The sequence below is a fragment of the Altererythrobacter chaiwopuensis genome, assembly GCF_054957755.1.
Map to the genome: position 1 here is coordinate 396996 of NZ_JBTXJG010000001.1, position 16958 is coordinate 413953.

General features: G+C 63.2%; 18 protein-coding genes and 1 tRNA gene. 13 read left to right on the forward strand and 6 right to left on the reverse strand.

Annotation, left to right across the window (positions count from 1 at the left end; genetic code table 11):
- The first annotated feature begins 42 nt into the window (after positions 1–42).
- Complete coding sequence (locus ACX2DJ_RS02020; RefSeq protein WP_462570709.1) at positions 43–825, forward strand: Rossmann-fold NAD(P)-binding domain-containing protein; 783 nt, start codon at positions 43–45, stop codon at positions 823–825.
- Here ACX2DJ_RS02020 and ACX2DJ_RS02025 read toward each other — a convergent pair.
- Together ACX2DJ_RS02025 and ACX2DJ_RS02030 are read right to left on the reverse strand one after the other, a co-directional pair.
- A complete protein-coding gene (locus tag ACX2DJ_RS02025; RefSeq protein WP_462570711.1) occupies positions 822–1754 on the reverse strand; it encodes a DMT family transporter in 933 nt (310 codons plus the stop codon). The two genes, ACX2DJ_RS02020 and ACX2DJ_RS02025, sit on opposite strands and share 4 nt — an antisense overlap.
- A gap of 20 nt (positions 1755–1774) precedes the next feature.
- On the reverse strand, positions 1775–2782 hold the full coding sequence (locus tag ACX2DJ_RS02030; protein WP_462570713.1) for a threonine aldolase family protein: 1008 nt from the start codon (positions 2780–2782) through the stop codon (positions 1775–1777).
- 51 nt (positions 2783–2833) lie between these two features.
- Between ACX2DJ_RS02030 and ACX2DJ_RS02035 the strand changes: the two genes are divergently transcribed.
- Entirely contained in the window at positions 2834–3136 is a 303-nt protein-coding gene (locus tag ACX2DJ_RS02035; RefSeq protein WP_462570714.1) for a GNAT family N-acetyltransferase, read from the forward strand.
- 3 nt (positions 3137–3139) lie between these two features.
- Here the strand turns inward: ACX2DJ_RS02035 and ACX2DJ_RS02040 are convergent, their stop codons facing one another.
- Together ACX2DJ_RS02040 and ACX2DJ_RS02045 are read right to left on the reverse strand one after the other, a co-directional pair.
- Positions 3140–4696: a PH domain-containing protein gene (locus tag ACX2DJ_RS02040; protein ID WP_462570715.1), complete on the reverse strand. Its 1557-nt coding sequence runs from the start codon at positions 4694–4696 to the stop codon at positions 3140–3142.
- On the reverse strand, positions 4693–5190 hold the full coding sequence (locus tag ACX2DJ_RS02045; protein WP_462570716.1) for a PH domain-containing protein: 498 nt from the start codon (positions 5188–5190) through the stop codon (positions 4693–4695). The genes ACX2DJ_RS02040 and ACX2DJ_RS02045 overlap by 4 nt, the downstream gene beginning before the upstream one ends.
- 103 nt (positions 5191–5293) lie before the next feature.
- Between ACX2DJ_RS02045 and ACX2DJ_RS02050 the strand changes: the two genes are divergently transcribed.
- Positions 5294–5821 (forward strand): molybdenum cofactor guanylyltransferase, encoded by a 528-nt coding sequence (locus ACX2DJ_RS02050; protein WP_462570717.1) that lies wholly within the window; start codon positions 5294–5296, stop codon positions 5819–5821.
- Between the two features lie 13 nt (positions 5822–5834).
- Here the strand turns inward: ACX2DJ_RS02050 and ACX2DJ_RS02055 are convergent.
- Positions 5835–5909 (reverse strand) — tRNA-Thr (locus tag ACX2DJ_RS02055).
- Between the two features lie 89 nt (positions 5910–5998).
- On the opposite strand from ACX2DJ_RS02055, the gene ACX2DJ_RS02060 reads away from it, so the two are divergent.
- The 10 genes from ACX2DJ_RS02060 (at position 5999) to ACX2DJ_RS02105 (ending at position 15303) form a co-directional block, all read left to right on the forward strand.
- Entirely contained in the window at positions 5999–6157 is a 159-nt protein-coding gene (locus ACX2DJ_RS02060; protein WP_462570718.1) for a hypothetical protein, read from the forward strand.
- Positions 6158–6190: 33 nt separating this feature from the next.
- On the forward strand, positions 6191–6877 hold the full coding sequence (gpmA, locus tag ACX2DJ_RS02065) for a 2,3-diphosphoglycerate-dependent phosphoglycerate mutase (protein WP_462570719.1): 687 nt from the start codon (positions 6191–6193) through the stop codon (positions 6875–6877).
- 22 nt (positions 6878–6899) lie between these two features.
- A complete protein-coding gene (purE, locus tag ACX2DJ_RS02070) occupies positions 6900–7379 on the forward strand; it encodes a 5-(carboxyamino)imidazole ribonucleotide mutase (RefSeq protein ID WP_462570720.1) in 480 nt (159 codons plus the stop codon).
- Between the two features lie 117 nt (positions 7380–7496).
- Positions 7497–8582, forward strand: coding sequence for a 5-(carboxyamino)imidazole ribonucleotide synthase (locus tag ACX2DJ_RS02075; protein WP_462570721.1), 1086 nt, complete (start codon positions 7497–7499; stop codon positions 8580–8582).
- Positions 8583–8584: 2 nt separating this feature from the next.
- The gene (locus ACX2DJ_RS02080; protein ID WP_462570722.1) at positions 8585–9085 is read left to right on the forward strand and encodes a dihydrofolate reductase; all 501 of its coding nucleotides are present in this window, start codon (positions 8585–8587) and stop codon (positions 9083–9085) included.
- The gene (locus ACX2DJ_RS02085; protein ID WP_462570724.1) at positions 9082–10335 is read left to right on the forward strand and encodes a dipeptidase; all 1254 of its coding nucleotides are present in this window, start codon (positions 9082–9084) and stop codon (positions 10333–10335) included. The genes ACX2DJ_RS02080 and ACX2DJ_RS02085 overlap by 4 nt, the downstream gene beginning before the upstream one ends.
- Positions 10332–11267, forward strand: coding sequence for a bifunctional riboflavin kinase/FAD synthetase (locus ACX2DJ_RS02090; protein WP_462570725.1), 936 nt, complete (start codon positions 10332–10334; stop codon positions 11265–11267). The genes ACX2DJ_RS02085 and ACX2DJ_RS02090 overlap by 4 nt, the downstream gene beginning before the upstream one ends.
- Entirely contained in the window at positions 11264–14359 is a 3096-nt protein-coding gene (locus ACX2DJ_RS02095) for an isoleucine--tRNA ligase (protein WP_462570726.1), read from the forward strand. The genes ACX2DJ_RS02090 and ACX2DJ_RS02095 overlap by 4 nt, the downstream gene beginning before the upstream one ends.
- Positions 14356–14859 (forward strand): signal peptidase II, encoded by a 504-nt coding sequence (gene lspA / locus ACX2DJ_RS02100; RefSeq protein WP_462570727.1) that lies wholly within the window; start codon positions 14356–14358, stop codon positions 14857–14859. Before ACX2DJ_RS02095 ends, lspA begins: the two co-directional genes overlap by 4 nt.
- A 33-nt stretch (positions 14860–14892) precedes the next feature.
- The gene (locus ACX2DJ_RS02105; protein ID WP_462570728.1) at positions 14893–15303 is read left to right on the forward strand and encodes a DUF3035 domain-containing protein; all 411 of its coding nucleotides are present in this window, start codon (positions 14893–14895) and stop codon (positions 15301–15303) included.
- Between the two features lie 235 nt (positions 15304–15538).
- Here ACX2DJ_RS02105 and ACX2DJ_RS02110 read toward each other — a convergent pair whose 3' ends face one another.
- Positions 15539–16840 carry a hemolysin family protein gene (locus tag ACX2DJ_RS02110; RefSeq protein WP_462570729.1) on the reverse strand — a complete coding sequence of 434 codons (1302 nt, stop codon included), beginning with the start codon at positions 16838–16840 and terminating at the stop codon, positions 15539–15541.
- Positions 16841–16958: the final 118 nt, after the last annotated feature.

Genomic DNA, 16958 nt, shown 5'->3' on the forward strand with positions numbered 1-16958 from the left:
TTAGGTTGCTTTGCGCCGCAGTCCAACGCTTAGATGGGCAGTATGGCGCAAATGCTGATCTTCGGGCGGGGTTATACGGCAGGGCGTGTCGCCAGCGCGCTGGAAGAGCGCGGCTGGCAAGTAGATGCGACCGGCAGCCGGGGCAATCTCGATTTCGCGGACGAATCTGCGGTGCGCGAGGTGCTGGCCGGGGCCAGCCATGTGCTGTCATCGGTGCCGCCCGATCGCGGAAGCGGGCGTGACCCGGTGCTTGCGCGCTATGGCGATGCGCTGAATGGGCGCTGGCTCGGCTATCTCTCCTCAACCGGGGTCTACGGTGACACAAAGGGTGCCTGGGTCGATGAAAGCGCACCTGTGGGCACTGGCAGGCGGTCTGCCCGATCGGAGGCCGATGCAAATTGGCTCGAATTGGGCGCGCGCGTGTTCCGACTGCCCGGAATCTATGGCCCGGGCCGCAGCGCGCTTGACCGGGTGCGTGAGGGAAAGGCGAAGCGGATCGACTTGCCCGATCAGGTGTTCAGCCGGGTCCATGTCGGTGACATCGTATCTGGCGTGCTGGCGGCGATCGAGCGCGGCGCGCCGCCCGGCGCCTACAATCTCGCCGATGATCTTCCCGCGAGCCAGAACGCGGTGATCGAGGAAGCCTGCCGCCTGCTGGGGGTCGATCCCCCGCCGCTCCAAACTCTCGAAGAAGCAAAGCTCAGTGAAATGGCGCGCGGTTTCTATGCCGAGAACCGCCGGGTTGCCAACGGCAAGGCCAAGCGATTGCTCGGCTGGGAGCCGAATTTCCCGACCTACAAGGAAGGCTTGCTGAGCCTGCTTTAATCTACATCATGGCGCAGCACTGTCGCCTGCCCCACCTTGATGCTCTTTTGCTTGCGCGCCCGCAGCGCCAGCAGCATGCCCAGTACCGCCAGCGCCATGCCGCCCGCAGTCAGCGCGGTCCAGCGATAGCCTTCGAACAAGGTGGAGAGCAGCATGGCCACAGCCACCGTCACGATCCCGTTATAGGCCGTACGGCCCGCGCCGATCTGCCGCACAAGATTGTAATGCAGCGGGAAGGTGACGACCGATCCGATCAACGCCAGATAGGTGATCCCCGCCCAATATTGCCAATGTGCGGGCAGCGGCGGCGGCCCGGCTGTTGCCAGTGCAAAGGCGAGATCAACCCCGGTGCCGTAAAGCATCGCCCAGGCCAGCAAGCTGACCATCGGGATCGCGCGCCCGGTCTCGTTGGCCTGCACCACATTGGCGATCGAGGCAGCCAGCATACCGCCGATCGCCAGCGAAATGCCCAGCGCCACGTCGCCGTCCAGCGGTGCCGCGCGCCATTCATGCAGCAACAGCATGGAAACACCCGCGATCGCCACCGCGCTGCCCAGTACGAAGCCGCCCTGTATTCTCTCGCCGATGAATAGCCGCGCAAAAAGCGCGTTGGGCACCATCAGCAGCGCGAACATCACCGCGACAATGCCCGATGTGATGTGCAATTCTGCATGATAGACGAACAGGAAATTGCCGCAGAACTGCGCGATCCCAACGCCCACCGCCAGAAGGTGGCCTTTCGCGCTGAGCTTCAGGCTGCGCTTCATCACCAGCGCCAGCAGAAACATGGCCGGGGTGGCCAGCAGGAACCGGTAGAATACCGACCATGCCGCCGGAACACCGTCAATCTGGCCGGTGATCACGAACCAGGTCGAACCCCAGATCGTGCCGGTGAGCAGGAAAGGAATGATCACTGCCGGGCGCAACATCGCGCCAGATTCTCCAGCGCTCACAGCGAAGCGATCGCGCGCGCCAGCGCCGTGGCGCTTTCCTGCGGCGTATTCCACGCCGTTACGAAACGCGCCGCGTCATCGCCCCAGTCGTAAAATGCGAACCCTTGGCTTCGCAGCGCCTCGCGCTCTTGCGCGGTCAGCCGCACGAACAGCTCGTTAGCTTCGACGGGATGCATCAGCCGCTCGCCGCAGGCCCCGGCAATCTCGGCAGCGGCGGCATTGGCGGCGCGGGCGTTTGCGAGCCACAAATCACCCTCGAGCATGGCGAGGATCTGCGCGGCCTGGTAACGGCCCTTGCATTGCAGATGCCCGGCGCGCTTGCGGCGGTATTTGACAAGATCCGCCTGCGCCGGATCGAACAGCACCAGCGCTTCCGCACTCATCCCGCCATTCTTGATGCAGCCGAAGGCCAGCGTGTCGCAAGGCCCCGCCGCCTCCGCCGCCGAGCCGCCGAGAAAGGCCGCCGCATTGGCAAAGCGCGCGCCGTCCATATGCAGGCCCAAACCGCGCGACTTTGCGAAAGCGCCAAGCGCCGCCAGTTCGCCAGGACGATAGGCGCAGCCATATTCGCTTGCCTGCGTGATCGCGATGGCATGTGCCTGCACCTGATGCACATCGGGCCGGATCGGATCGAGCACCGCGGCAATGGTTGCGGGAGTGAGCTTCGCACCTTCGCCCTGCGCCAGCATCAGCTTGGCGCCGTGAAGAAAGAAACCGGGCGCGCCGCCCTCGTCGACTTCGATATGCGCTTCCTTATGGCACACCACCCCGCCATGTGGCTGCACCATGGTCGCCAGCGCCAGGCAGTTGGCCGCCGTGCCGGTGGCGATCCAGATCGCCGCACAGTCACGCCCAAACAGATCGCTGAAGCGCGCATCCAGTTCGGCGCTCAGGCGGTCGCCGTCATAGGGGTTGTCGGGCGCATCGGCGGCGCGCATCGCCTCCCACAGCCGGGGGTGAACGGTGGCGGCATTGTCGGACAGGAAAGGGCTTTGCATCGGCATATACTGTCCGTGTAGAGTTCGCGGCCAACTTGGCAAGCCGGAGCGCATCAAGTGACGCCTGATCAACCAAAAATCACCCATAACGATTATCAATCTGGTGGAAGATACGTCGCGCATGTTGCCGGCGAGAGCGCGACCGGATACCTCGATTGGGAACCGGGCGGAGAGAATATCCGCATCGCGACCCATACCGTGGTGCCTCCCAAGATCGGCGGGCGAGGAATTGGCGGCCTGCTGGTGGAACGATTCGTCGCCGACGCACGCGAGCTCGGTTTCAAGATCGTTCCGAAATGCTCGTTTGTCGCCGCAAAACTGGCTGGCAATCCGGACTGGAAGGGCTTGATCGCGGCCTGACGCTCAGGTCAACTGCGAGAAATCCTTTGCCGCAACGCTCTCGATAATCGCAGCGCGAAGTTCCCTCGCGCGTGCGAGCGGTATTCCCGGTATCGCCAGCGTGCCGCCCGCAAGCCCCAGATGCAGCGTGGCATAGCCGCGCCGCTGGGCAATCGGCCCCTGCGCAATTTCGAGGGAATGCAGCTTGACCCGCGAGGCCACCTGCGTGCGCGGAGAGAACCAGCCGCGCCGGGCAAAAACCTGCTTCACACTCAAGGCGTGGCGGTTGAATTGCCAGGCATAGAGATTGGCGGCGACGGACCCGAGGGCAAGCGCCAGCGGGGCAAGCACGAATGGCGCGGGTGCCAATATTGCCACGGGGATTGCCGCAAGCGCGAAAAGCCCGCCTTCCAGCGCCGCGCTGTCAAAGCGGTAGTTGCGGCTGACGCGGCGCCAGTCCAGCTCATCCGTGGGCGGCGCGAATCCCGCAGCATGGATGATCGGCGCGATCTCTTCCAAATGCGCAAACGGCGCCACCACATGGCTCGATGATCCCGCATCCTGCGCCAGGCTGACGAATTTGAGCCCGTGCCAGCCGAAGCGGTAACGCAGCAAGCCGGTGCCCAGCTCAAGCGCCTGCACACGGTGCACCGGCATCACCACGTCGGTACGGGTGAACAGCCCCCGGCGGCGGCGGAAACCGCGCGCGGTCTTTTCCAGCACAAAGCCCCAGTCGCGCAGGTAAGTGCGCACCAATCCGGTCACCGAGCCCACCAGCAGCAGCGCGATCAGGCCGGCAATGGCGCTGATGACCTGGACCGCCGGACCGAGGCTTTCGATCCAGCCCTGCTGGCTTTGCGCAAAGCCGAGCCACAGTTCAGGATCCCACAATTCAACGCCGATGAAGGTGTCGGCATACTGGAACAGGCCGCCGATCACTGCGAATACGGCGAGCGAGAACTCGAACAGGCCGAATGTGGTAAGCCGCTTCGCATCCATCGCGAACAGCACTTCGCCGTGTTCACCGGCTTCAGCGGTTTCGATCTCTTGAGTGCCGCCTGCCGCGGCCTCTGCCGTATCTTCCTCGCGCCGCGCCCTCACCAGCCGGCGCAGGGCTTCCCCGTCAGCCTCGGAAAGATAGGCGAGCTTGAGATCCTCACCGCCCCCCGCCCCGGTTTCGAACTTGACTTCCACCAGGCCGAACAGCCGCGGCAGCAGCTTCTGCTCCAGGCTGACATCCTGTATCCGCTCATACGGAACAGAGCGTGCGGAGCGGCTGATAATCCCGCTTTCGACGCGAATATCCTCTGCCCCGGTAATGTAGGTAAGCCGAAGCCAGTGGAGATAGGCAAACGCGATATTGGCGCCCACCACCACCAGCACAATCGGCAGGAAATACAGCATCCAATCGCCCAGCTCGCCCTCGTCGAAGATGGTCAGCGATGCAATCACGATCGGAACCGCCAATTGTCCCATCATGGCGGTGGCACGAACCAGGAATGCGCGCGGATCGGTGCGGCGGGCGATCGGCGCATCGACACTGGAGCTGCCGGTGGCCTTGATCGCGGGGTCGCCGCTCATATCGTTTCGCGCTTTATGTGGCTGCGGATATCCTCGCGCATGTCGCGCGCCAGCGGCTCGCCAAGCCCCGGCAGGCTGACCGAGGCGTTGTGCGTGCCGGCAGTATGCACCGTTAGCGTGGCAAGCCCGAAGAAGCGCTCGATCGGTCCCTGGCTCACATCGATATGCTGCACCCGGCCAAACGGCACCACAGTGTCATGCCGGAACAGCAGGCCCCGCACCACGCGCAAGCGGTCATCGCTCATGACATAGCCGCGCGCATGGTGGCGGCGCAGCGGCAGGCGAAGAATCAGTGCGAGCGCGATCAGCGTCACCGGCACAATGATTACCGCTGGCGGAAGCACGGCTGCACTCTCAAGCACCAGGGCGCCAATAAGGAAGGGGATCGACACGAGTGTTGCTTCGACCCTGAGTGCAGAGAGGTGGTTGGGATGGAGACGGGTCAATGCCTGATCGTCGGCATCCGCAGCGGCGATATCCTTCGGTTCGTCCATGCCGTCTTACATGGCTAAGACGCCTCCATCCCGCAAGGCACAATCGTTCGCTATCGGCGGGTTATGACTGGCCCGGGTGGCGCTAACCCGCTAGCCGGGACGCATGCGAATAGTCGGAGCGATCCTGGCCGGCGGACAAGCACGCCGATTCGGCAGCGACAAGGCCTATGCCACCTACAAGGGCGGGCGATTGATCGATCAGGTGGGCAGTGCGCTGGCGGCACAGTGTGCGGCGCTGGTGATTTGCGGCCGCGATGAGGCCGGTTTTGATTGCCTGGCTGACCGGCCTGAAGCCGGGCTGGGCCCGCTTGGCGGGCTCAACGCGGCGCTGCATTATGCACAGGCGCGGGGCTTTGATGCAGTGCTGAGCAGCGGCTGCGATATTCCCAACCTGCCGGATAATCTCGCCGGGATACTGGCCGGCGATGGCGCCGCAATCGTGCAAAGCCAGCCCGTGGTAGGGCTGTGGCCTGCCGTGCTGGCGCAGCGGCTTGATGCGTATCTGCAAGGCGGCGGGCGGTCGCTATATGGCTTCGCCGAAAGCATCGGCGCGCGACAAATGGAGATCGACCCGCCGCTGTTGAATGTGAACCGCCCTGGGGATTTGGCACAGCTGCACACCGGCGACTGATTACAGCCGGAAATGGTGCTGCTGGGGAGGATTGAACTCCCGACCTCACCCTTACCAAGGGTGCGCTCTACCACTGAGCTACAGCAGCGCTGCGAATGCCGCGCGCCTATTGTCGCGCAAGCACACAATGTCAAGCCACGCTTGAGCTTCCGGCCCATTGGAGGCAAGGCGTTTCGCATGAGTGAAGATCGGGACAAGAATATGTCGCGTGAAGAGCGCCTGGCGGCCAAATTGCGCGAGAATCTGCGCCGCAGGAAGGCCCAAAGCCGCCAGATGTCGCGTGAAACGAGCGAATCGGGGGCCGAGAGGCTTCCCAACAAGCGCGACGACAGCTAACGCGTGTTGCTCCTGACAGCTGGAGCATGATCCTTGCCTAAATTGATCCTCGTCCGACACGGCCAGAGCCAGTGGAACCTCGAAAACCGCTTTACCGGCTGGTGGGACGTCGACCTGACCGAACGCGGCGTTGAGGAAGCCATGGCGGCGGGCGCGCTGATGAAGGACAAGGGCGTGCTGCCGACCCGCGCCTTCACCTCGCTGCAAACCCGCGCGATCCGGACGCTCCATTTCGCGCTGCATCAGGCAGACCGGCTATGGATCCCCGAGGTCAAGAACTGGCGCCTGAACGAGCGGCACTATGGCGCCCTGACCGGGCTCGACAAGCAGGAGACCCGCGAAAGACATGGCGACGAGCAGGTCCATATCTGGCGCCGCAGTTTCGACGTACCGCCACCCGAGATGGAGCCCGGCGGCAAGTATGATCTCTCTGCCGATCCGCGCTATGCCGGGATCGAGGTGCCCCGCACCGAAAGCCTCAAGCTTACGATCGCGCGCGTGCTGCCCTATTGGGAAAGCGACATTTTGCCGGTGCTGGCGAGCGGCGAAACGGTGATCATCTCGGCCCATGGCAATTCCTTGCGTGCGCTGGTGAAGCACCTTTCGCAAATCTCGGACGATGATATCACCGGGCTCGAGATTCCCACTGGCCAGCCGATCATCTATGACTTTGATGAGGTGATGCAGCCGGGCGAACGCTATTATCTCAAGGACAGTTAAGGTCATCATGGGGGCCAAAGGGATGGGACGTGTCGCTATCGTGATGGGCAGCCAGTCGGACTGGCCAACCATGCAATGCGCCGCCGAGGTGTTGGAAGAACTCGAAGTCGAGCACGAAGCGCGGATCATTTCCGCGCACCGCACGCCCGACCGGATGAGCGCCTTTGCCAAGGGCGCCGAAGGCGAAGGTTTCGATGTCATTATCGCAGGTGCGGGCGGCGCGGCGCATCTGCCTGGCATGATCGCCTCGATGACACACCTGCCGGTGCTGGGCGTGCCGGTGCAATCCAAGGCGCTCAAGGGTATAGATAGCCTGCTTTCGATCGTGCAGATGCCCGCCGGCGTCCCGGTCGGCACGCTGGCGATCGGCGAGGCGGGCGCACGCAATGCCGGGCTGCTGGCTGCTGCCATTCTCGCGCTGGGCGACGAGGATCTGTCCGAGCGGCTGCAGGCCTGGCGTGCGGCGTGCAGCGCGGCGGTGGGTGAGACACCGGTCGACTAGCTTATTCTATCATGTCCGTTCGGGCTGAGCTTGTCGAAGCCCCGTATTTCTCTTTAAAGCCGAGCTAGAAGGAAGAACGGTCCTTCGACAGGCTCAGGGCGAACAGGGTAGAGTTTCTTGGCGTTAGCACCAGGTTCCACCATCGGCATTCTCGGCGGCGGCCAGCTGGGCCGGATGATGGCCATGGCCGCTGCCCAGCTTGGCTACCGCACGATCGGCTATGCGCCAGAGGGCGACAATGTGATGGCCGAAGTCTGCGGCGATTTCTTCGCCAACGGCTGGGGCGACAAACGCGCGCTCGCTGCCTTTGCCGCGAAATGCGACGTGGTGAGCTGGGAATTCGAGAATGTGCCGCTGAGCGCGGTCGCGGCGATCCCGCAGAACCTCCTGGCCCCGCACCCGCGCGCGCTCGAAACCGCGCAGGACCGCCTCAAGGAAAAGCGTTTCGTCGAGCGGCTCGGGGGCAAGCCCGCGCCCTATGCCGCAGTCGATTCGGACGAGGACTTCATGCACGCGGTAGAGCGGATCGGCGCGCCCGGTATCCTCAAGACCGCGCGCGACGGTTATGACGGCAAGGGCCAGTGGCGGATCGGATCGGATCGGGATGCTGCCAGCGTTCGCTTCCCGGGGCGCCCATGCGTCTATGAAGGCTTGGTCGATTTCATCACCGAGTTTTCGGTCATCCTGGTGCGCAGCGCAGATGGCGAAGTGCGCTATTGGGATTCCACCGCCAATGTGCACAAGGGCGGCATGTTGCTGACTTCGACCCTTCCGGCAGGCGAGATAGTGGAGGCGCAGGTCGAGGAGGCGCGCGCCATCGCCCGGCAGACCGCCGAAGCGCTGGGTTATGTCGGCGTGCTGACGCTGGAATTCTTCGCCACTGCGCCCGATGGTCCGATGGGAGGGCCGATATTCAATGAAATGGCGCCGCGGGTCCACAATTCGGGGCACTGGACCATCGAGGGCGCGGCCACCAGCCAGTTCGAAAACCATATCCGCGCGATCTGCGGCCTTGCGTTGGGCTCGACCGCAACCCGTTTCGAAACCGTCGAGATGCGCAATATCGTGGGCGCCGATGCACTTGGTGCCTATGGAATCCTGGCTGAAGACGGAGAGGCGCATCTGCATCTCTACGGCAAGCGTGAGGTGCGCGAAGGCCGCAAGATGGGCCATGTCACGCGGGTCGGCAAAGCCAGGGCCTGAACATGAACAACGGCCTGTTCCTCATCTATGCCCGCGCCGCCAATGGCGTGATCGGCAAGGATGGCAAACTGCCCTGGCACCTTTCGGCTGACCTTAAGCGCTTCAAATCGCTGACGCTGGGCAATCCGATGATCATGGGACGCAAGACCTTCGAAGGTTTCCCCGCCCCGCTCCCCGGAAGGCGCCATGTTGTGCTCACCCGCGATCGCGGATGGAGCGCAGAGGGCGCGGAAGTGGCCCATTCGCGCACCGAATCGCTCCAGCTTGCAGGTGATAGCCCGGTGGCGGTGATTGGCGGCGCGGAGATCTTTGCGCTGTTCGAACAGGAAGCCGAGCGCATCGAGTTGACCGAAGTACATGCGCACTATGAGGGCGATACCCATATGCCGCCGATCGATCGCGCTATATGGCAGGAGGTATCGCGCGAGGATCACGAAGCGGCAGGCGATAATCCCGCCTATTCCTTCGTGACCTATGAAAGGCGAAGGGAGAGCGCCGCATGATCCACAAGACTATCTATACCCTGCTCGGGCTGGTGCTGGCGGCAGCGGTCGCTTTTTTCATCTTCGCCCCCGGATATGTCGAGGAGCAGACCAACCGGATCGATGGCCAGCCGCTGATCGAGGTTTCGGACGAGGCCCGGGCGCTGCACAAGACGCTGGCCATCGTCGATCTGCATTCCGATACCTTGCTGTGGAAGCGCAATCTGCTCGAACGCGCGGATCGCGGGCACATGGACCTGCCGCGATTGCAGGACGGCAATGTGGCGCTGCAGGTGTTTTCCAGCGTGACCAAATCGCCTGACGACCAGAATTACGATTCAAACCCGTCCGACACCGACCAGATCACCGAACTGGTGATCGCCCAGCTCCAGCCGACCCAGACCTGGACTTCATTGCTCGAACGGTCGCTTTGGCATGCGAAGAAGCTGGAGAAGGCGGCAGAGGGCAGCCAGAATGCCCTGTGGCTGGTGCGCAGCGCTGCCGATCTCGAAAAGCTGGAAGATGCGATCGCATGCGAAACCTGCACGCCGATCGGCGAAGCGGTCTGGGCGACGCCTGCGGCGGGCAAGCCGGTTGGCGCGCTGTTCAGCGCCGAAGGGCTGCAGAGCCTTGAGGGCGATATTGCCAATCTCGAAAAACTCTACACTGCGGGCATGCGGATGGCGGGGTTGACCCATTTCTTCGACAACGAGCTGGCCGGATCGATGCATGGCGAGGCCAAGGGCGGGCTGACCGAAATGGGCCGCGAAGCCGTGCGCCGCATGGAGGAGATGGGCATGGTGGTCGATATCGCCCATTGCAGCCACCAATGTGTTGCCGAGATATTGGCCATGGCGCGGCGCCCGGTCGTCTCCAGCCACGGCGGAGTGCAGGCGACCTGCAAGGTCAACCGCAACCTCACCGATGACGAGATACGCGGGGTTGCCGCAACCGGCGGGGTGATCGGCGTCGGCTATTGGGAAGGCGCCATCTGCAGCACCGATGCGCGCGCGGCGGCAAGGGCGATGAAGCATATCCGCGATTTGGTCGGCATCGAGCATGTCGCGCTGGGTAGCGACTATGACGGAGCAACCACGGTTCGCTTCGACACTTCGCAGCTGATGCAGGTAACGCAGGCGCTGATGGACGAGGGCTTCAGCGAAGCCGAAATCCGCGCCGCCATGGGCGAAAATGCACTACGCGTGCTCCGCGCCGGATTAATGCCACTGGCCCAGCTGCCTGCTGGCGAAACAAGCGAACCTGCCGCATGAGATGGCTCGACCATCGTGAGGAAATACCCGTGGCCCTGCGCGGCGCGGTGATTGCGCTGGGCAATTTTGACGGCTTCCACAAGGGGCACCAGGCGGTGGCGGGCGAAGCGATTGCCTGGGCGAAGGACGAAGGTCGCCCCTCGATCATCGCCACTTTCGATCCGCATCCGGTGCGTTTCTTCAGGCCCGATGTGCCGCCGTTCCGCCTGACCACGCTGGAGCAGCGACAGGAACTTTACCTTGCCGCGGGCGCGACCGCGATGCTGGTGTTCCATTTCGATGGCGAGCTGGCGGGCACCAGTGCGGAGGATTTCATCTCTGACATCCTCGTCAAGCGCTTCGGCGCGCACGGCGTTGTGACCGGCGGCGACTTCACCTTTGGCAAGGGTGCCAAGGGCAATGTCGGGCTGCTGCGGGAAGTTGGCGGCCAGCTTGGTCTGCACAACCGCGTGGTTGAACCCGTCGCAGATACAGACGGCATTGTGTCCTCCAGCCGCATCCGCGAGGCTTTGCGCCAGGGTGACTGCGAAACCGCTGCCCGGCTGCTGACCAGGCCCTTCGCCATTCGCGGGATCGTGGAGCATGGCGACAAGCGCGGGCGCGAACTGGGCTATCCCACGGCCAACCTCGGGATCGACAACTACCTGCGCCCGAAATACGGCATCTATGCCGTGACCGGGCGGATTCTCAGCACCGGCCAAGTGCTGCAAGGCGCCGCCAGCGTGGGCGTGCGCCCGCAGTTCGAGCCGCCCAAGGAGCTGCTCGAACCCTATTTCTTCGATTTCTCGGGTGATCTCTATGGGCAGGAAGTGGAAGTCGCCTTCCATCACTTCCTGCGTCCAGAAGCGAAGTTCGATAGTCTCGATGCGCTGGTGGTGCAGATGGAGAAGGATTGCGACGAGGCGAGAAGGCTTCTAAGCGGCGCGCGATGACTGAAAAGCGCGACTACAGAGACACCGTCTTCCTGCCGAAGACCGATTTCCCCATGAAAGCCGGCCTTCCGCAGAAGGAACCGGGCATTCAGGCGCGTTGGGAGAACGAAGGGCTCTATCGCCAATTGCGCGAGGCACGCGCGGGGCGTGAAAAGTTCATCCTGCATGACGGCCCGCCCTACGCCAATGGCGACATGCACATCGGCCATGCGCTCAACCATATCCTGAAGGACATGGTCTGCCGCACGCAGAACCTGATCGGCAAGGATGCGCCCTATGTGCCCGGCTGGGATTGCCACGGGCTGCCGATCGAATGGAAGATCGAGGAACAATACCGCAAGAAGAAGCTCAACAAGGACGAGGTTCCTGCAAGGGAGTTCCGCGCCGAATGCCGCGCCTATGCGCAGCACTGGGTCGATACCCAGCGCCAACAGCTCAAGCGGCTGGGCATCATGGGCGATTGGGACAATCCCTATCTCACCATGGATTTCGCGGCCGAGGCGGTGATCGTATCCGAGCTGATGAAATTCGCCGAGGCGGGCAACCTCTATCGCGGGGCCAAGCCGGTAATGTGGAGCCCGGTCGAAAAGACCGCGCTGGCCGAGGCTGAGGTCGAATACGAGGACATTGTTTCCACGCAGGTCGATGTGGCGTTCGAGATTGTTGAGAGCCCGATCCCCGAACTGGTCGGCGCGCATGCGGTGATCTGGACGACGACCCCGTGGACGATCCCGGTCAATCAGGCGATCGCCTATGGGCCGGAGGTCGAGTACACTCTTTTCACGGTCGCTATGGGCGCATCAGCGGTGGGCGACGGACATGTTTCAGCCGCCCAAGCCGCACATCCATTGTTGGAATGGGCCGGCAAGAAAATCTTGGTCTCAACCGCGTTGGCAAGCGAGCTTCGGAACCGTGTCGACAAATTACTGCCTCCGATGCCCGATGGAGCAAAGCCAAGACTAGCCCTCCTTGAGGGGAAAGTCTTCAAAGGCTCCGACCTCGCCGGAACCGTGGCCCGCCATCCGATCTACGACCTCCTTAAATCCCGTCACCCCGGCCCCCGAGCCGGGGTCCCGCTGACTTCCAGCGACGCTCAAATAAGCGGGATCCCGGATCAAGTCCGGGATGACGAAGCGTGGGAACGTGCACTCGAATTCTTCGCGCGTCCCCGCCCGTTCCTGCCCGGCGACTTCGTCACCACCGATAGCGGCACCGGTCTGGTTCATATGTCGCCCGATCATGGCGAGGACGATTTCGACCTGTGCAAATCGGCAGGCATCGATCCGGTGTTCGCGGTCGATGATGGCGGGATCTACCGCGACGACTGGCCGTGGCTTGGCGGCAGTGACGAGCGCCGCCGCAGCGTCATCAACCCCGGCTTCAACGCGCCTGATGGCCCGATCTGCGCGGACCTGCGCGAGGCCGGTGCGCTGCTTTCCGCCAGTGCGGACTACCAGCATAGCTATCCCCACTCGTGGCGCTCGAAAGCCAAGGTGATCTTCCGCTGCACGCCGCAATGGTTCGTGCCGATGGACAGGCCGCTGCCATGGCTTGAGCCCAAATCGAAAGAAGACAAGAGCTGGGAATCCGAAGGCGGTGCGATTGATCCGTCAGAGGAAGCCCTGTGCGCTGCACCCACCCTGCGTGAGCGTGCAATGGATGAAATTCGCCGCGTGCACTTCGTGCCAGAAAAGGGCCGCCGCCGCATCGGCAGCATGGTCGAGGGGCGGCCCGACTGGGTGCTTTCCCGCCAGCGCGCCTGGGGCGTGCCGATCACGCTGTTCGTCAATCGCAAGAGCGGCGAATACCTGCAAGACCCGGCTGTGAATCACCGCATCGTCAAGGCCGTGCGCGAAGAAGGCGTCGATGCCTGGGACGAGGCGCGCGCGCAGGAATTCCTCGGCAATGACTATCGCGCCGAGGACTTCGAGATGGTGACCGACATTCTCGACGTCTGGTTCGATTCGGGCTGCACCCACAGCTTCGTGCTCGAAAGCGGCAAATGGCCCGACCTGCAATGGCCCGCCAATCTCTATCTCGAAGGCTCTGACCAGCACCGCGGCTGGTTCCAGTCCTCACTGCTCGAAAGCTGCGCCACGCGCGGCCGCGCGCCCTATGACCAAGTGCTGACCCACGGCTTCACCATGGATGCCAAGGGCAAGAAGATGTCGAAATCGCTCGGCAACACCATCGATCCGCTCAAGGTGATGGAGCAAACCGGCGCGGACATCATCCGGCTGTGGGCGCTTTCGGTCGATTTTACCGAGGATCACCGCATCGGCGATGAAATCCTGAAAGGCGTGGGCGACCAATACCGCAAGCTGCGCAACACCTTCCGCTATCTGCTCGGCGCGCTTGACGGTTTCGTGGGCGACATGGGCGATGCGGGCGAAATCCCCGAGCTCGAACGCTATGTGCTGGCGCTGTTGGCCGATCTTGACGGGAAGCTGCGGCAGGCGGTCGATGATTACGACTACAACACCTATACCCGCCTGCTGGTCGATTTCTGCAATGAAGACCTGAGCGCATTCTTCTTCGATATCCGCAAGGACACGCTTTATTGCGACGGGCCGGATTCGGGCACCCGCAATGCCTATCGCACCGTGCTGGACATCCTGTTCCACGCCCTCGTGCGCTATGCCGCGCCGGTGCTGGTCTACACCGCCGAGGAAGTTTGGAGCACGCGCTATCCCGATGGCGGTAGCGTACATCTGCTTGAATGGCCGGCAGTGCCGGGCGTGGAAGCGGACGGCGGTCGCTGGGAAAAGCTGCGCGTCTTGCGCGAGCGCGTGAACGAGGCGATCGAACCGCTGCGCCGAGACAAGCTGATCCGCTCCAGCCTGGAAGCCGAAGTCACCGTGCCCGCCGATGCGGTGCCCGAAGGCTTCAGCGACGCTGATCTCGCCGAACTGTTCATCACCGCGACAGTCACACGCGGGCAAGGCGCCGACGTGACCGTGAGCAAGAGCAACCACCACAAATGCGGCCGCTGCTGGCGCCTTTTGCCCGAAGTGGCGGAAGACGGCGATCTGTGCGGGCGCTGCGATGATGTGGTAAGCGCGGTGGATGCCTTTGGGGGCGCAGCTGCATGAGCGATCTGTTCACCCGCAACCGGCTGATCGGCATTGGCATTGCCGCGCTGATCTTCGCCAGCGACCAGTTCGTGAAATGGCTGGTGATCGGCCCGCTGCAACTGCGCCAGCGGTATGTGATTGATCTGCTTCCCTTCTTCGACCTGCGCTATACCGAGAACCGCGGGATTTCGCTGGGCCTACTGGAAGCGACCAGCGCCGAAATGCGCTGGATTCTGGTGGGCGTTACCGCGCTGATTGCCATCGTCGTAGCAGTGTGGATGATGCGAGAACGCTTACTGGGCGATATCGCCGGGCTTGGCCTGATCCTGGGCGGTGCGCTGGGCAATATCGTTGACCGCAGCAAATTCGGCTATGTCATCGATTATGCCGATTTCCATATCGGTAACTTCCGCCCGTTCCTGATTTTCAACGTCGCCGACGCCGCTATCACCATAGGCGTGGTGATTATCCTTGCCCGCTCCTTCTTCGTCAGCGAAAAGGAAGCGGCAACAGTTTGAGCGGCCGACAACGCGGCCAATGGAGAATATGCAATGCCCAGCCTGAAAACCCCGATACTGCTGATCGCGACCAGCGCCTTGCTGGCTGGATGCAGCAGTGGCGGCTTTCTCGACCGCGAGCGTCCCGATGAATTCGCGGTGCAACGCCAGGCGCCGCTGGTGGTGCCGCCCGATTTCAATCTCGTGCCGCCCGCTCCGGGCGCCCCGCGCCCCACCGAAGGCACCGCATCCGGGCAGGCGCTGGAGGCATTGTTCGGCGGCCCGGCCCCGCGCAGCCAGGTGGAAACCAGCGCGATCGACCGCGCGGGTGCGGCAGAACCGGGTATCCGCTCTTCGGTCGGCGATCCTGAAACCAATACCGTCGCCAAGGGCAGCGTCACGCGCGATATCATCGCCGCACCGGAAGGTGACGGCGCGAGCGCCCAGGCGGTAATACCTTCCTGATCTGCGCACCCGCATCCGCGGGTGCGATTTCCTCGCTCAAGGGGCCTGCGGCCCAATCGCTGCGGGCGCGCGGTCGCGCTTGCGGCCTGCTGGCTGCAGGCCGTTCTTGGTCGCGGCAGCCAAAGGCCGGAAGCAAAGTCGAAGACGCAGCTGGCCGTGGGCCACCTGCAGGGCCGTCGCGCCTTATGGCGCACAAGCCAAGCAGCGCGGACGCGCTGCGCACGGCGCTTGTGTGTCAATTCGAAGAATTGCGAGAAACAAGCAGCTTGTCGATCCGGCGGCCGTCCATATCCACTACCTCGAAGCGCCATCCCTGGTCGTGGAAGTGATCGCCCTCGACGGGTAGCTGCTTGAGCACGGACAGTACATAGCCCGCGACCGTTCCGAATTCGCGGTCCTCCGCATATTCGGTGCCCAGCCGGTCTGCCAGTGCATCAGCGGAGAATGCGCCAGAAACCAGTAGCGAGCCATCCTCACGCTCGACGATTAGCGGGCCTTCCCCCTGATCCTGATCGCTGGCGAATTCGCCCACAATCGCAATCAGCAGATCAACCGGCGTCACAATCCCGTCCAGATGGCCGTATTCATCGTGGACCATCGCCATCGCAACTTCAGACTGTTGCAGCAAACGGAGCGCATCCATCGCGTCAAGCTGGTCAGGCACCACTTCCGCCTTGCGCATCAATTGCTTGAGATTGACCTTCCTGTCGGCAACCATCGCGCCCAGCACTTCGCGCACTTTCACCACGCCCAGCATATTGTCGGGCGATCCGTCCGCCACCGGCAGCAGCGAATGCGGGCTGTCTTCAATCGCCTGGCGGATTGCGGCTTCATCGGCGTTGATATCGATCCAGTCGACCTCTCTGCGCGGGGTCATCATCTCGCGCACCGGGCGTTCTGCCAGGCGCACCACGCCGGTCAGTATCTGGTGCTGGCCAGCCTCGATCACGCCCGAACGCGTGGCATCAGCAAAGATCATGTGCAGTTCTTCCGCGGTGACCGCTGACTGCCCGCCGGGGCGCACCCCCAGCAGGCGGATAAGCAGCGCCGACGAGCTGTCGAGCACCCACACCAGCGGCGCTGCAACCCGCGCCAGCAGCGCCATCGGCCGCGCCATCACCAGCGCGATCGGCACGGCATGGCGCAGCGCCATTTGCTTGGGCACCAATTCGCCCACCACCAGGCTGAAATAGGTGGTGAGAGCGATCACCAGCGCAAATCCCGTTTCATCCGCCCATTGTGGCGGCAACCCGATAGCCACCAATCGTTCGCCCACGGGGCCTCCCAGGCTTGCTCCTGAATAGGCGCCCGCGATGATCCCGATCAAGGTGATACCGATCTGCACGGTCGACAGAAACTTGCCCGGATCTGCGGCCAGCTGCAGCGCCACATGGGCGCTGGCCGAGCCCTTGTCGCGCTTGGCCCTAAGGCGCGCGGATTTGGCCGAAACGATCGCCAGCTCGGACATGGCGAACACGCCGTTGAGCACGATCAATCCGGCAATGATGATCACGTCTGGCCAGGGAAAGGATGTCACGGTGATATTCGCTAGCACAATTGGGCCGTCATGCCAGCTTCATTGCATAGCAAGGTGCAAGCGCCTAGCATCGCAGGCATAGCGGTTGCCACCTGAGGGGAGGCTCAACCGCGGGGGC